General features: G+C 39.9%; 19 protein-coding genes. 7 read left to right on the top strand and 12 right to left on the bottom strand.

Features of this window, described 5'->3' with window-relative positions:
- Positions 1-10: 10 nt before the first annotated feature.
- The gene (locus tag TOL9009_RS0134375; RefSeq protein WP_029637872.1) at positions 11-457 is read right to left on the bottom strand and encodes a tellurite resistance TerB family protein; all 447 of its coding nucleotides are present in this window, start codon (positions 455-457) and stop codon (positions 11-13) included.
- A gap of 178 nt (positions 458-635) precedes the next feature.
- Positions 636-773: a hypothetical protein gene (locus TOL9009_RS48130; protein ID WP_029637871.1), complete on the bottom strand. Its 138-nt coding sequence runs from the start codon at positions 771-773 to the stop codon at positions 636-638.
- A gap of 285 nt (positions 774-1058) precedes the next feature.
- On the opposite strand from TOL9009_RS48130, the gene TOL9009_RS0134365 reads away from it, so the two are divergent.
- Positions 1059-1589 carry a GNAT family N-acetyltransferase gene (locus TOL9009_RS0134365; protein ID WP_029637870.1) on the top strand — a complete coding sequence of 177 codons (531 nt, stop codon included), beginning with the start codon at positions 1059-1061 and terminating at the stop codon, positions 1587-1589.
- Positions 1590-1835: 246 nt separating this feature from the next.
- Here TOL9009_RS0134365 and TOL9009_RS0134360 read toward each other — a convergent pair whose 3' ends face one another.
- Positions 1836-2636, bottom strand: a complete 801-nt coding sequence (locus tag TOL9009_RS0134360) for a DUF1868 domain-containing protein (protein ID WP_029637869.1) — start codon at positions 2634-2636, stop codon at positions 1836-1838.
- Between the two features lie 118 nt (positions 2637-2754).
- Here TOL9009_RS0134360 and holA point away from each other — a divergent pair, with 118 nt between their 5' ends.
- From holA to TOL9009_RS0134345, 3 genes are all read left to right on the top strand, one after another.
- Positions 2755-3738, top strand: coding sequence for a DNA polymerase III subunit delta (gene holA / locus TOL9009_RS0134355; protein WP_029637868.1), 984 nt, complete (start codon positions 2755-2757; stop codon positions 3736-3738).
- Between the two features lie 139 nt (positions 3739-3877).
- On the top strand, positions 3878-4288 hold the full coding sequence (locus TOL9009_RS0134350) for a DUF4168 domain-containing protein (protein WP_242055403.1): 411 nt from the start codon (positions 3878-3880) through the stop codon (positions 4286-4288).
- 770 nt (positions 4289-5058) lie between these two features.
- Positions 5059-5910, top strand: a complete 852-nt coding sequence (locus TOL9009_RS0134345) for a universal stress protein (RefSeq protein WP_029637866.1) — start codon at positions 5059-5061, stop codon at positions 5908-5910.
- Between the two features lie 186 nt (positions 5911-6096).
- Here the strand turns inward: TOL9009_RS0134345 and psbM are convergent, their stop codons facing one another.
- Both psbM and TOL9009_RS44105 read right to left on the bottom strand, forming a co-directional pair.
- Positions 6097-6213 (bottom strand): photosystem II reaction center protein PsbM, encoded by a 117-nt coding sequence (gene psbM, locus TOL9009_RS0134340; protein WP_029637865.1) that lies wholly within the window; start codon positions 6211-6213, stop codon positions 6097-6099.
- Between the two features lie 138 nt (positions 6214-6351).
- Positions 6352-6492: a ribbon-helix-helix protein, CopG family gene (locus TOL9009_RS44105; RefSeq protein WP_072022211.1), complete on the bottom strand. Its 141-nt coding sequence runs from the start codon at positions 6490-6492 to the stop codon at positions 6352-6354.
- A 94-nt stretch (positions 6493-6586) separates the two neighbouring features.
- Here TOL9009_RS44105 and TOL9009_RS41445 point away from each other — a divergent pair, with 94 nt between their 5' ends.
- Entirely contained in the window at positions 6587-6880 is a 294-nt protein-coding gene (locus TOL9009_RS41445) for a hypothetical protein (protein ID WP_038298252.1), read from the top strand.
- Position 6881: 1 nt separating this feature from the next.
- Here the strand turns inward: TOL9009_RS41445 and TOL9009_RS0134335 are convergent, their stop codons facing one another.
- The 4 genes from TOL9009_RS0134335 to TOL9009_RS0134320 form a co-directional block, all read right to left on the bottom strand.
- Positions 6882-7178, bottom strand: a complete 297-nt coding sequence (locus tag TOL9009_RS0134335) for a 2Fe-2S iron-sulfur cluster-binding protein (protein ID WP_029637864.1) — start codon at positions 7176-7178, stop codon at positions 6882-6884.
- A 197-nt stretch (positions 7179-7375) separates the two neighbouring features.
- A complete protein-coding gene (locus TOL9009_RS0134330) occupies positions 7376-7513 on the bottom strand; it encodes a photosystem II reaction center protein K (protein ID WP_010995059.1) in 138 nt (45 codons plus the stop codon).
- A 143-nt stretch (positions 7514-7656) separates the two neighbouring features.
- Positions 7657-8808 (bottom strand): tRNA guanosine(34) transglycosylase Tgt, encoded by a 1152-nt coding sequence (tgt, locus tag TOL9009_RS0134325; RefSeq protein ID WP_029637863.1) that lies wholly within the window; start codon positions 8806-8808, stop codon positions 7657-7659.
- A gap of 112 nt (positions 8809-8920) precedes the next feature.
- Complete coding sequence (locus tag TOL9009_RS0134320) at positions 8921-9373, bottom strand: hypothetical protein (RefSeq protein ID WP_029637862.1); 453 nt, start codon at positions 9371-9373, stop codon at positions 8921-8923.
- Positions 9374-9798: 425 nt separating this feature from the next.
- Here TOL9009_RS0134320 and cobS point away from each other — a divergent pair, with 425 nt between their 5' ends.
- The gene (gene cobS / locus TOL9009_RS0134315; protein ID WP_029637861.1) at positions 9799-10569 is read left to right on the top strand and encodes an adenosylcobinamide-GDP ribazoletransferase; all 771 of its coding nucleotides are present in this window, start codon (positions 9799-9801) and stop codon (positions 10567-10569) included.
- Positions 10570-10680: 111 nt separating this feature from the next.
- On the opposite strand, the gene TOL9009_RS0134310 is transcribed toward cobS, so the two are convergent.
- Both TOL9009_RS0134310 and TOL9009_RS0134305 read right to left on the bottom strand, forming a co-directional pair.
- A complete protein-coding gene (locus TOL9009_RS0134310; protein WP_029637860.1) occupies positions 10681-11139 on the bottom strand; it encodes a PPC domain-containing protein in 459 nt (152 codons plus the stop codon).
- 81 nt (positions 11140-11220) lie between these two features.
- Positions 11221-11886 carry a ComF family protein gene (locus TOL9009_RS0134305; RefSeq protein WP_029637859.1) on the bottom strand — a complete coding sequence of 222 codons (666 nt, stop codon included), beginning with the start codon at positions 11884-11886 and terminating at the stop codon, positions 11221-11223.
- 292 nt (positions 11887-12178) lie between these two features.
- On the opposite strand from TOL9009_RS0134305, the gene TOL9009_RS0134300 reads away from it, so the two are divergent.
- Positions 12179-12754: a Uma2 family endonuclease gene (locus TOL9009_RS0134300; protein WP_029637858.1), complete on the top strand. Its 576-nt coding sequence runs from the start codon at positions 12179-12181 to the stop codon at positions 12752-12754.
- 103 nt (positions 12755-12857) lie between these two features.
- Here the strand turns inward: TOL9009_RS0134300 and TOL9009_RS50250 are convergent, their stop codons facing one another.
- Positions 12858-13568 carry a winged helix-turn-helix transcriptional regulator gene (locus TOL9009_RS50250; protein ID WP_063628732.1) on the bottom strand — a complete coding sequence of 237 codons (711 nt, stop codon included), beginning with the start codon at positions 13566-13568 and terminating at the stop codon, positions 12858-12860.
- Positions 13569-13665 lie beyond the last annotated feature (97 nt).

Raw genomic sequence — 13665 nt, 5'->3', positions numbered from 1 at the left:
TTTTCTATTTTTATCCCCGGTTTTTGATCATCATCACCTGCACAATTTGTATGGCAATGTCCGTTGATATACCCAAAGCATGATATAAATCATTTAAAAAACTATTTTCTTCTTCAGTAAGGATACCATCAGCTAGTATTAGATCCGCAGTTACTGCAAAAGCCGCTTCCCGTAAGTCGGGGGGCAGAGATTCTTTAGCTGTATCAAATAAACTATTGATACCATCCCGCTGGAGAATTCCCAGGAGTTTGTCAAACAGCCTGTTCATTACATCATTGGGATAACTTCTGAAAAGCTTCATCCCAGACAGAGTAGCTGTAATACGTGTTACTTCTTCTTGGGAAAGATAACCGTCGGAGGCGATCGCCGCTAGCATAATAGCAGCAAAGGCTTCTGCTGGACTGAATGCTTCTTGAACTTGAGTATGTCCGCTAAACATTTTCTTGACTAAACCCATTGTAGTTTGTTTCTTTACTTAGGTCTGACTAGCCATATCGTTACCTTTTTCCTATGTAATACTTAGGTAGCTTAAATAACTAATTTCAACCTTCGTGTTCTTAGTGTTCCCAAGAATTCTCAGTAGTGAACACCTGACCTAAAAGATGTCAGAAACAAGTCTACAAGAGGGATTGGGGTTAGCGTTCCCCTGATTTTTCAATCGTTTCGATGACTGCTAACCCGATACCAGAAGCTGCGATTAGCAATACAGATGATACTAAGTAAGCGTTGACAAGGATATGGAGGGCGTCGTCAAAAAAAATGTAGGTGTTCATTGCTTTTTCTCCTGAACTCTATCTTGTTAGTGCTATTTCTTTCTTCACATCCTGATTGATGTTTTTCGTTGAGAAACTACTAACATTTGCATCTTAACAAAACTTTAGCTTATTGATGATGCGTCTAGAACTTTTTCTTTTTGAAGATTGGATGAATTTATAGCATGATTTGGTAAAATTCAATACTGAAAGTTATTTTAGTAAAAATTACGTCGCCTGATACTGCCGTATAAATGATTTTATTAATTAGTCAACTCAATAATGTCAAGCGAGAAAAACCGAAAAATGGAACTATTACAGTTAGAAATATCTACAAGTCGTTTATTCTTACAAACTATTTCAATGAAATATCAAGAAGATATTTTTCGGGAATTTAATCAAGAAATTACTACTTATATGTATACCAATCCGCCAAAAAATATTTCGGATACAGAAAATTTTATTAACGACTCACTCTTAGAAATAAAAAAACGTGAAAACCTTGTACTTGTTATTTTAAATAAAAATTCTTTGAAATTTTTAGGTTGTACGGGAATCCACGAAATAAATAGTAACGAGCCAGAACTTGGTATTTGGCTGAAGAAATCAGCACATGGCAAAGGTTACGGATTAGAGGCTATCATCGGACTTAAAACATGGGCTGAGGAAAACTTAGATTTTCAACACCTTGTCTATTGTGCTGATAAAGCGAATATTCCCAGCCGTCGAATTCCGGAAAAGCTTGGGGGCAAAATTATTAGAGAATATAAGAAGACAAATTTGAGTGGAAAAGTTTTAAATATTTTAGAGTATGTACTTCCTAAAATTGGGGACTAGTACCGCTTCGCGGAAGTCAAAAGTCAAAAAGCTTATAAAACAAGCCTTTCGTTGATGAGTGAATGGTAGCTTTATTTCCACCGTGTTGTACTGGGGACTGGGAACTAGAAAAGGAATTACAGCAGATTTCACTCCTTAGGAAGTACATATATAAAATCCAAAACTTTGTAGAGACGTAGCACTGCTACGTCTCTACATGTATTGGATTAGAGCGATAGGCTGCTATATTACCCCTTTCGCTAAATACTATCCTGGACTAATAACTAAAACTGGTGAGTCTGGTTGCCGATAATAGCGTGTCATGTCGTCAAACTTTCGCAATTCGGCACGACTTACCAAAAATTCTGGTGAATTTCCTAACCATTGTTGATTTAACTCAGAAAGCATTGTACTTAAACTTATGCGGTCTAAATCGGGCGATATCTCGCCAAAATAGCCTAATGTAATGTGTGCTGTAAAGTGATAATGCTGTTCAATGCCTAAAGCAATTAGCTGGGAATTTTGATAAATTGTCCGGCGTAAGTTAATAATCTGCTCATAACAGTTTTCATCTTGGGGTACTAAACAAACGCCTATGGATCTTGGCATTATAATCAGTCCTAACATCTGCCAGCAAATCAGATTATTCCCTTTTGTGATGGATTGTTGATATTGCTGAAAGATTTCCGCAATGCAAGAGCTTAATTCTTGTTCAAATTCGGGATTTTTTTCACAGGCATCGCGGTAAGCACTATCCCAAATTAAGTCTGCCAAAGTTAGATGAAAGCTGCTAGTAGGTACAGGAACAATCAAATTAGGGTTTTTTGGCAGCTGCAACAGTTGGTGTTGGTAAGTTTGTAATTTGGTATAGAAAGCAGAGTTTTCCGATTCTTCCTCCGACGGTGGGGTAATTATCGTATATCCAGGAAAGGGTACAGCTTGTCTTGCTCCCTCAACATACGGCTGAAATTTGAAAGATTCCTGGATATGCTGGATTTGGGATCTGTAAGCTTCTGGCAGCGTCATTCTTGCTACCCGATTTAAGTAAGTTTGATAATTGTCGTCCAATCTTTGATGCCTCCCGCGCTCACGTTTATTGATTTTAGGGAACTTTATTGTGATTTAAAAAGTATTTAGCTTTTCTTGCACGCTCAGAAGCGATGATATTTTCAGTTGAGGTTGCTCTATGCCAGTTTACATTTACTGGGGTGAGGATGATTTTTCTATCGAAAAGGCGATCGCTATGTTGCGATCGCGCATCCTCGATCCCAATTGGATCAGTTTTAATTACACCACAATTTCCCCAGAGCAGCCGGATGCGGCGATAATAGCGCTAAATCAAGTTATGACACCAACTTTTGGTGCCGGTGGACGCTTGGTATGGCTGATGAATACTACTATCAGTCAAAACTGCCCAGATAATGTCTTCACGGAATTACAGAGAACGCTGCCAGTAATTCCCCAAGATTCATTTTTATTGCTCACTAGTCGCAATAAACTAGATGAACGCCTGAAATCGACAAAATTGCTGAAACAATATGCTCAAGAATTCCGGGAATTTCCGCTGATACCAACTTGGAAGACGGAATTACTGCTGCAATCAGTGAATCAAGCGGCTGAAATCGTTGGTGTGAAATTAAGTCCCGAATGTGCAGAACTTTTAGCAGAGTCTGTAGGTAACGATACACGTCTGCTATACAATGAGTTGGAGAAGTTACGGCTTTATACTGAAGGCAGCAATCAGCCTTTAGAGGTTGACATAGTTGCTCGGCTAGTCAGAAACACTACACACAACAGCTTTCAATTGGCGGATGCAATCATTATGGGGGACACAGCCAAAGCTTTAATAACGTTAGCCGATCTGATGAATGCTTCTGAACCTGGTTTGCGGATAGTGGCTACACTAATTAGTCGATTTCGCACATGGTTGTGGGTAAAAATTATGATTTCAAGTGGAGAACGGAATCAACAAGCGATCGCTCAAGCCGCTGAGATAGGCAATCCCAAGCGTATTTACTTTTTACAGCAAGAAATAAAGTCTGTTTCTTTGCCACAACTTATTTCTACTTTACCCGTACTGCTAGAGTTAGAAGTTAGTATCAAACAAGGAGCTTCCGAGATATCAATACTGCAAACTAAAGTTATCGAACTATGTCAGTTATACCAATAAATATATCGATTATCTCTTTTCTTGGAACTTCTAACTTATAAAATAATTCAAAGTTATTAAGTTGTCCCTACTGTATTTCTGTGTCATCTCGCATATGAAGATTATTTCCTATTTCTTTTTTCGACCAAGAAAGCTACGAATGCTTGATAAATCGTTTTTATTTGGCGCTATAGCCGCTGTGGGTCTTGCTTCTAGCGCTTTTGCCTTAAGTTCCCAAGTTGACGCCCAAACTCCAACTGAAATTAGAAATTATGCCAAATCAGTCTTAGCAATGGAACCTGAGCGACGCCAAGCATTTGAAGAAATTAAAAAACTTATTGGTGGTAGGGAAATTCCCCAGATTGTTTGTAGCGACTCCAACAGCCTCAGCAGTCTGCCAAATAAGGCGCGAGATATTGCGGTAAATTATTGTAATCGCTCTCAAAAAATAGTTGAACAAAATGGTCTCAGCATTGATAATTTTAACAAGATTACTAGAGACCTACAAAGTAATGAAAAATTAAAAGCTGAAATTTACAATACACTACTCAATTTGCAAAAAAATCCTTAATTTTAGTAGGTGAAACTTTCGCAATACTTAAAATTTATCGGATTATAAATTAGTTACCCTGGATTTCTTCAGGGGTAATAAATATAGCGCTTCTCAGTTGGGTGCAATACATCAAAGAATTAAGGAAACGCAGATGAACGCAGATGGACGCAGATAAATCTGTATTTGATTCAAACGAGAAGCGCTATAGTTCCCTTATTCCGCACCCCAAACTATCACACTCCAAGGAAACGGACATATTTAGTACAAAAGAACTAGTAAACAGGAGAGTTTACTAGAGCTAAATAAAAATTTATATTATTAAGCTGAACCTGTAGCCAATCAAAATGATCGTCGTCCATGTTGAAAAGAAGGAGTTTCACTCTTATTCAGATGTGTCCCAATTGACGCTTCGGTTGCACCTATTTAAGTCTTGGCAGAAAACTACGGTTCTCAAGGTAGACGAGGTTTAATTCAACGGATAAAAATTATTCATTATTTATCCTACTTTTTTGCAATACTTAATCGTTCTTTAATTAAGAATAATTAACATAGATTAAAACTAATAAAAATAATCATAAATAGTTAACTTAAAAGTGCAAAATTGGAAGTATGCTTAATCCTTAGGAGCCTAGATGATAATTTAAGTAACTTGGTGCAAATAAATGTAACTTGTTTATATTTGTCATGTAGTTAAAAAACAATTACAAAAGTTTATTTGTAGCCATTTACTTGCTAGGTTGTTGAGCAAAGCGATGAAAACCATAGCAAACTTAACAACAGAAGGTAACATGATCCAAAAAATTTTGCTCGCTGTCTCTGGATTGGGACACGCTGAAGAAATGTTAAAAACTTTAACACAATTGCCATCCATCCAAAAGGCAAAAGTTACAGTTTTGCACGTTGTATCTGGGAAAACGAGCAGTGAAGCAATGACAGCTAAGTGGGAAGAAGGTGGTAGAATATTAGCTAATGCAATTCAAATTTTAAACTTAGATCCTAGCCAGATTTCTTCAATTTTGCGGCAAGGAGATCCCAAAGATGTAGTTTGTCAAGTCGCTGATGAAATCGATGCTGATTTGATCATCATGGGTTCACGCGGACTTAAGCGACTGCAATCAATTTTATCGAACTCAGTTAGTCAGTACGTTTTTCAGTTATCTTCTCGTCCGATGTTGCTGGTAAAAGATGACATTTATGTCAAAAATATTAAGCGCATTATGGTGGCAATGGATGAATCTGATGCTGCAAAATACTGTTTAAAATTGGCTACATTCTTATTGCAAGGTATTGCCAGCGGGCAGTTAATTCTTGCTAATGTTGATACAGATTTACGCGGCAAACAATCGGAAATAACCGAAGTTAGTTCCGAAAAAAATCCAGTTTTAGCAGCAGCAGTTGCAGAAGCGAAAAAATCTAGTGTACCAGTTCGTTGTTACAGTAGTAGTGGCAAAACCGGTGAAGAAATTTGTCGTTTGGCAGAAGAATTGAATATAGACTTATTATTACTCGGTTCGCCTGATCGCCGTCCTTCAATTGCCAAGAGTTTTGTAGATATAGACAGACTAATAGGTTCTTCTTTATCTGACTACGTTCGTGTTAATGCTACTTGTCCGGTATTGCTAGCCAGAACCGAAGCTTAACCATAATTGAACAGGGTGTAGGGGGTACGGTGTGGGGTGTAGGGTATGGAAATAAAATACAAATTTGTTCAAATAACTCTATATTTCTTTCCCCACACCCGACACCCTATACCCCACACCCAGGAGCGAAGCGACGATAAAAACCCCTACACTACAAGTGCAGGGGTTCTTTATTTTATACCGAAATTAATTATCTTTTCCACCTTCGCGGCTGGCAGTTTGGATGTAAAGAATCAGTAAAAACACAGCGGGAACTAGTACGAACAAAATGCTCGCTACGAACCCAAGCTCATTAACTTGCATGGCAAGATAGCCTCTCTTTTATTTCCAGTTAACAACTTTAGAATAGCATTATAGTTGTCCGAGTCAGCCCAAATATTTTACAGATTTGGGAGCAGAAAGCCCATCGGCTTTTAGCCGTGGGATGAATGCGTAGCACCTTTAGGTGCAGTCCTTCTTTTCTAATGAGCGTATCCATTCACGAACTAAGTCTGTTTTTGTTCGTCTTGTTTCCTTGGCGTACTTTTCCAAAATCTGCATCTCATCCTTTGGTAGTCTAACGTTTAACCGAACTTCTTCCATTTTGTGAGTAAATTCTACTCACAAATGCTATCATTATTTTAGTGGGTAGGGTATTCAACCACTTTAAAAACCCAGAGCCGAGAGGCATCGCACCTTGAAAACTGAAGATAGGGGGTTCTGTGCAGGAATGCTTGCACGGGTAAAATCTTTAAGCATCAAGTACCAGAAAACCAAGATATATGGTCGAAACAGTACGGTAGGGCATACCGGATCTGGCTTCTGTAATGTAGCAAAAGCTTGCGGACAGACCCACCTCTGGCATGATTGGGAAACTAATTATGGTAAGTGGACTGTAAGACCAAAGCGGGATCGCAAGACCTCCGTAGAGGCGACTGTCCGTGAAGCTGGAAGCCCACACTGTACAGGTACTCCTGTCAGTGTTGGGTAGTTCACGGCTTTGTGACTACGCTGACTGCACCATTAACCACAGTTTGACAAGCAAGGCGATAATTTTCCGGCTTTTTCTTCAACATCCGGTTTTCTGTATCTGTGCGCTGGGAAAGATTTTCCATTCCTTCGGCTATCTCAACAATACAAGTGCCACAATTACCACCACCGCCACAATTCGTCATCTTGCCGATAAGTTTATAGATATCAATATTGTTTTGCATGGCTTTAAGCCGCAAATTAGCACCATTTGCTGCTATTACTTCTTTATTTTCTTTAACGAATTTGATGTTACCCATTGCTGTTTAGTGATTTTTCAGGCTGAGTCTTGATTTGGCTTGATTCGGTATCTTAACTCATTATATGAAAATATTACAAAATATTAATAAATATAAATTTAATAAAACATGCTGATCCAAAAAATAAGACAGGCAACATGCCTGTCCCGTAAAATTTAACTCAATTGTGGCGTTACCACCAAAGCCAAATATTTAGCTTACCTAAAACCTACTGCTGCTTGCCAAACGAAAGCTAGCAACAAAAAGAAAACGGGAATGATTGGTAGAACGTCTACCAATGGATCGAAAATTTGGTACGCTTCCGGCAATTTTGCTAATAAGAGTGCAGCTTCCATGTTCGTTTAAATCCACCTATCCAACACAGCTTTCATAATTGAGAAGTATCTTAACACGCATTGGTGACGTTGTTAATTCTTAGTGCATTGGGCATTGGGCATTGGGCATTGGGCATTGGGCATTGGGCATTGGGCATTGGGAATTAGTAATAACCTTTCCCTATCTTCCCATCTCCCATCACTCCATCTGGTGGAGTAAGCCAGTGAGCGAATTCTGTGGCGAAGCGATCGCCTAAAATAGCCTCTCTTATCTTTTGCGTAAAACCTATCAGTTCGGTGATGTTGTGAATACTCAACAAAGTGTAAGCCAAAATTTCTTGCGATCGCACTAAATGAGATATGTACGCACGGCTGAAGTTTTGGCAAGTGTAACAACCACAAGTTTCATCTAATGGCGTAAAATCTTCACGAAATTTAGCATTTTTCAAATTCCAGCGATCGCCTTGTACCATCGCTGTACCATGTCTCGCCCAACGAGTAGGAATTACGCAATCAAATAAATCTATGCCAGAAGCGATGGCGATCGCCATCTCTCGATAAGTACCTACACCCATCAAATAACGCGGCTTATTTGGTGGTAAAAGTGGGGCTGTCGCTTGGACAATATTCGCAATTAATTCTGGCGGTTCTCCCACACTCACACCACCAATCGCATATCCGGGCAAATCTAACTCAGCCAAAGCCACAGCAGCCTGAGAACGCAAATCTAAATACACGCCTCCCTGTACAATACCAAACAACGCCTGATCGCTGCGTTGATGCGCCGCAATACAACGTTGTAACCAGCGATAAGTACGCGATGTAGCTGCTTCCACCTCTTCGCGAGTAGCTGGATAAGGCGGACATTCATCAAACGCCATAATCACATCTGCCCCCAGAGTATTCTGAATCTCAATTGAGCGCTCTGGTGTTAAGTTAATAATCTGACCATCATGAGGTGAACGAAATACTACACCCTCTTCAGTGATTTTTCGCATTTCGCTCAAGCTGAAAACTTGAAACCCACCAGAATCTGTCAGCATTGGACCATTCCAACCCATAAACTTATGTAACCCTCCACCCCCAGCCACAATCGCTTCACCCGGTTGCAGATGGAGATGATAAGTATTTGATAACACCATTTGCGCCCCAGTGTCTTTTAATTGGGCAGGTGTCAAAGTTTTGACATTTGCGAGGGTTCCCACCGGCATAAACCGTGGAGTTTCAACGATACCATGAGGCGTAAAAAACACCCCAGCCCGCGCTTTTGTCTGGCTACAGCAAGCAAGGCATTGAAAAGAGAATGTAGAACTCAAAATAAAACAGATGGGGTGATGGGGAGAGGGGGGGATGGGGAGACAAGGGGACAAGGAGACAAGGAGACAAGGAGACAAGGAGGATTTAAGTCTTGACTCTTGACTCTTGACTTTAAAACGAATCAGAACCGTCATCGTCAATTTCTGCATCCCACCTAGCTGATAGTACCTGCTCCATCATGGCTTCAATGGTGGTGACATTCAAGTTGCGATCGCGTCGCTCTTGTAAAGGGGTAGACAAAGGAATAAGTCGCAGACAGGTTCCTTCTTGCACCAAATCAAAAAAGCTTTGCTGCTGCGGAGACTGTTTTAATTCCAAATAATCGAAGCTAGAAACATTTAAATAAAGAGCATGGTTAGCTACGAGTGTAGACCGTCGTGGATTCGCAAACACTTCCATTACGTCCCCGTCACCCTCGCTCTGCAATTTGCCATCTTGGGTGTAAATGTAGTGGACGCGACCTAAATCCGTCAACAATCGTCGTATATCGAGCTTATTTACAATTACGCCCGTGTTAATGATGCACGGTGCTGGGATCTTGGTGTCGGGTAGATGGTGGCTCATAATTAAATAGCTTGAGTGCGCGAAGGTGAAGTACAACACAGCTAAACAGTCAATTGAACAGATAGAGCTAAACCCTACATTTAAATAATTATCAACTTATTTGTCGGGCGAGTAACTAATAATTTGAGATAAGTTATTAGTGAAAAATCGGTACAACGGAACTGCCACTGATTAAATTGCTACTTCGGGAAATAATTATGAAGTTTATTTTTATGCTATGCATTTTTAGTTAAGAACTGAGATAAGGATAACAAAATTTTCCGGGAGAATTTATCATGCTAGTAAATCTTATTTTAAGCTTTAAAATTTGATGCTGCTCCCTGTGCGGGAATTTTCAGCCTCATTCTTCATTTGTGCTTTATTTTTTGTTATTTGTCATCTGTAAAAATGCTAATGACTAATGACTGAGAAATAAGGTAACAAATATGACCAATGAAGAGCAGTGGTGGAAAAAAAGTTTGTCCCAAATAGCAGCTTCCGTAATATTTTATACTGCGATACCTTTGCCATATCTGGACAATTTAGACTTTTCCCAGGTTGCACGCTTTGCGCCGGCGATCGGGTTGATGATTGGGGGAATTTTGGGGCTATTTGATACTGGAATGAATTATCTGGGTATGCCAGTATTAACTCGTAGTGCCTTAGTTGTCAGTGTTTGGATTGCGATTACGGGAGGACTGCATTTAGATGGGGTAATGGATACTGCTGATGGGTTAGCGGTAGGTGACAAAGAACGACGATTGGAGGTGATGACAGATAGTGCGACAGGTGCGTTTGGGGCAATGGCAGCGATCGCCTTGCTATTATTAAAAACAACCGCATTGACAGACATCCACCAAAACCGCTGGTTAGTTTTGATGGCTGCTTGTGGATGGGGACGTTGGGGTCAAATTTTGGCGATCGCTCAATATCCTTACCTCAAATTAACTGGTAAAGGTGCATTTCATAAAGAAGCAATTCGTTCTTATAAAGATTGCTTACCAGGATTATTGCTGCTGTTGAGTTTAAGTGGTTTAGAAATTTTAACAGACAAACGCCTACTTTTTGCATTAGGGATGACACTGACAGGAAGTGCGATCGCTTTTGTGACTGGTGCTTGGTTTAATTACAAATTAGGGGGACATACAGGAGATACATACGGTGCAGTGGTTGAATGGACTGAAGCTTTATTTCTCTGTATGCTAACGGCACTGTGAACGATTTTGGGTTTTGCGAAAAGGTTTCGGGCAACGCATAATGTAAAGACGTTCCGGTGGAACGTCTCTACGAGGGTTTCAGGGCAACGCATAATTAAATTCTGGAGATGTCTATTTAATTGGTTGCAACTTTGTCACTTTCAGTTTATAGACGCCAACTCCAGTTTCTCCGAAAGACCTGACACGAATGATATAATTTCCTGTTTGTGTAATGCGGGTGAACAGCAGGGAATTACTGCTACCATCGGGACCGTCATCATTTTCTGCTACTGTCGATCCATCAGGTGCTAGCAGGGTGATGATGGCATCAAAGCTGTCAGATGACAGATCAACTGCGAGATTATCACCCTTGGTCAGTCTCACAAGGTAATCACGGGCAAAGCCACCTTGACCGGTGGGAATGTCTTTATCTGAAAGCGTATCAGAAATTTCCGCGCTATTAGGTAAAGGTATAGGAGTATACAACTTATTTTGAGCAAAAGCTGCTGTTGTACTCATACCAATTGCCAGCAATGTAGCAGGAACAATTATTACTTGCCTCAAACTTGTCCCGAAAGCTTTACTTCTCATTCCCAGCAGTGTTCCCACAAAAACAGTATAATCTGGTTAATTATAGATTTCTCAAGCATAGCTTGCCTACATATTCTTTGTTTATCTTTCTTTTACAGGAGTAGCGATCGCTGCTATTCCCTCTACGGCAATTCCACATTGATGAAGTACTTCCACCGCAGATTTAGCAGTAGCACCACTAGTGCAAATGTCGTCAATTAACAATACTGGCACATCTGGACGACACTGAGAAAAATCTTTCCCTAAACCAAAAGCTTTTGCTAAGTTTTTTTCTCGCTCAAGAGGAGATAAACCGAATTGTGCTTCAGTTTCTTGTATTCTTGCCAAACCATTTTGTTTCAATTTTAACCCAGTTGTTTGGCAAAAGCTTTCTGCTATGAGCGCGGCTTGGTTGTAACCGCGTTTTTTTTGCTTGCTGGGGTGAAGTGGAATAGGAACAACTATTAAGCGTCGGTTTGTAGAGAGGGAATTTAACCATGCTTCGCCTAACCATTGTCCCAAAGGGCGAGCGATTTGAGGTTGATTTTCGTATTTCATGACAGCGATCGCTCTTTTTAAAGAACCGCTATACTTACCCCAAGCAAAAACTGGTATTGATTCTTGCCAACGGCTATTAGGATTAGCTAAGTGACAGCTATGTAACTGTTTAAGACAGTATTGACAAAATTCTTCGTTTGTTTGGCGCTGGCAAAGAGGACAATTGGATTCAAGAAAGAGCCTGAGTAAGCCTTTGATAAAATTACTCATTTATTAGATAACTAAATAAGTGGGCATAAATAAACGTAACTTTGTGATAAATATAAGCGAAAATTACTGTAACAGAAAGTTAACGATAAAAGAGTAGTAGCCCGTCAATTATATATGGAGCATTACAACTGTCGTAGAGACGTTCCGTCGGAACGTCTCTACGGTATGGGGAACGTCTCTACAGTATGTGTGATTTGCGCTCCCATGATATAACTCCTAACTGTGCCGGAGTAATTTAACATAAACGCGATCGCCTAAACTTAAAATAAAATCCCTTCCATCTTAACTAAATATGGTTCAGTCCCCTAATCAACACCTAACCTTGGAAGAATTTCTTGCCCTCCCCGAAGGTGATGTTACCTACGAGTTTGTTAACGGTGAAGCTGTTCCCAAATATAAAACTGAAGAAATGTCTCCCAAATTTTTTCATGGCTCGACTACTGGTGCATTATTTATATTATTGTCTGCATGGGCACAAGAAAGGGGACGGGTTGTAATTGAATGGGCAATCAAATTAACACCAAATCAACAAGATTGGCTTCCTGTACCTGATTTGACCTATGTTTCTTACGATCTGCTTCCTGCTGATTGGTTACAAGACGAAGCTTGTCCTGTTCCTCCAGAATTAGTTATTGAAATTATCTCACCCGGTCAAACTTTTGGCGAGATGAGCGAAAAAGCTGCCGATTATATCAAAGCTGGTGTTTCTCGTGTTTGGGTTGTAGATACAAAAGCCAGAACCATTACTATATTTGCACCCGCTTCTGTTCCTATCACCTATCGAGACAATCAACTAATTAGCGATGATTTGCTACCAGGATTAAAAATTACTCCCAATGAAGTATTTCAACGTGCTGGTTTGATTTGATGCATCATTAAGGACTTTTCAAACATCCTCTAACTCCGTGTTCATCTGTGTTGATCTGCGGTTAATTTATTAATTCCGATGCTACCGGGTTTAAACCAAACCTTTACACATCTTTCACAATTAAGCTAGCCAAGGTGGACACCATTTCTATAGTTTCAACGGGTTTGGGAATATGAACAGCAAACCCCATTTTAAATGCTCGCCCACGTTCTCCAGAATTATTACCAAGAACGATCGCAACCATTGCCATTTTTTGCTCAACTTGTTTGAGTTTGACTTGAGTTGTCAGTAAATGAGCTTCATTGTCATTTAGGGAAGTTAAATCGATTAGCATAGCATCGGGTTGAACCCGATTGAGTAAATCGGGTATCTCGTGAATATTTGTTACAGCGATCGCTACACCCAGGCGTTCTTCAAGACTGGTGCAAAGAGCTGTAGCATCAGAAGATACAACTAAAATTTTCGTGTTTTCCAAGCGACAGTAACTAAATTGATACCCTACTTGATGTACTTTCCCCCATTCGCACATTAATTCGGTGATGGGAGTAAAAGTTTGACCATGAGGAGTGAGAGCATATTCTACACGAGGTGGTGACTCTGGGAATGATTCTCTGTAAATTAAACCCTCTTTTTCTAATTCTCTCAATTGTTGAGTCAAGACTTTCTGGCTAATGTTAGAAATTAATAACTTTAACTCACCAAAACGCCTCGCATCCCGTCTTAGCCACCAAAGGATAAGACATTTCCACTTACCACCAACCGCTTTAATCGTTACTTCTACAGGGCAGGAATAGTTTTTGATGTTAGTATCCATTTGGTAACTTTTAACCCTTGCATATTATAATTTATCGGCTCGTTGAAGACACCAAAACCAAAATTGCTGGTGTTGAACATATGGCAAAATACCTTAA

Source organism: [Scytonema hofmanni] UTEX 2349, assembly GCF_000582685.1.
In the GTDB taxonomy this organism is placed as follows: Bacteria; Cyanobacteriota; Cyanobacteriia; order Cyanobacteriales; family Nostocaceae; genus Hassallia; species Hassallia hofmanni.
This window is presented reverse-complemented; position numbering and strand designations above follow the sequence as displayed.

Bases quoted from the DNA above. Each gene is read 5' to 3' on its own strand.
- holA (WP_029637868.1), top strand. From the start codon at position 2,755: ATGCCAGTTTACATTTACTGGGGTGAGGATGATTTTTCTATCGAAAAG.
- TOL9009_RS0134310 (WP_029637860.1), bottom strand. From the start codon at position 11,139: ATGAGAAGTAAAGCTTTCGGGACAAGTTTGAGGCAAGTAATAATTGTT.
- TOL9009_RS0134300 (WP_029637858.1), top strand. From the start codon at position 12,179: ATGGTTCAGTCCCCTAATCAACACCTAACCTTGGAAGAATTTCTTGCC.
- TOL9009_RS0134320 (WP_029637862.1), bottom strand. From the start codon at position 9,373: ATGAGCCACCATCTACCCGACACCAAGATCCCAGCACCGTGCATCATT.
- TOL9009_RS50250 (WP_063628732.1), bottom strand. From the start codon at position 13,568: ATGGATACTAACATCAAAAACTATTCCTGCCCTGTAGAAGTAACGATT.
- TOL9009_RS44105 (WP_072022211.1), bottom strand. From the start codon at position 6,492: ATGGAAGAAGTTCGGTTAAACGTTAGACTACCAAAGGATGAGATGCAG.
- TOL9009_RS0134335 (WP_029637864.1), bottom strand. From the start codon at position 7,178: ATGGGTAACATCAAATTCGTTAAAGAAAATAAAGAAGTAATAGCAGCA.
- TOL9009_RS0134330 (WP_010995059.1), bottom strand. From the start codon at position 7,513: ATGGAAGCTGCACTCTTATTAGCAAAATTGCCGGAAGCGTACCAAATT.
- TOL9009_RS0134350 (WP_242055403.1), top strand. From the start codon at position 3,878: ATGCTTGATAAATCGTTTTTATTTGGCGCTATAGCCGCTGTGGGTCTT.
- cobS (WP_029637861.1), top strand. From the start codon at position 9,799: ATGACCAATGAAGAGCAGTGGTGGAAAAAAAGTTTGTCCCAAATAGCA.
- TOL9009_RS0134305 (WP_029637859.1), bottom strand. From the start codon at position 11,886: ATGAGTAATTTTATCAAAGGCTTACTCAGGCTCTTTCTTGAATCCAAT.
- TOL9009_RS48130 (WP_029637871.1), bottom strand. From the start codon at position 773: ATGAACACCTACATTTTTTTTGACGACGCCCTCCATATCCTTGTCAAC.
- TOL9009_RS0134365 (WP_029637870.1), top strand. From the start codon at position 1,059: ATGGAACTATTACAGTTAGAAATATCTACAAGTCGTTTATTCTTACAA.
- TOL9009_RS0134375 (WP_029637872.1), bottom strand. From the start codon at position 457: ATGGGTTTAGTCAAGAAAATGTTTAGCGGACATACTCAAGTTCAAGAA.
- psbM (WP_029637865.1), bottom strand. From the start codon at position 6,213: ATGCAAGTTAATGAGCTTGGGTTCGTAGCGAGCATTTTGTTCGTACTA.
- TOL9009_RS0134345 (WP_029637866.1), top strand. From the start codon at position 5,059: ATGATCCAAAAAATTTTGCTCGCTGTCTCTGGATTGGGACACGCTGAA.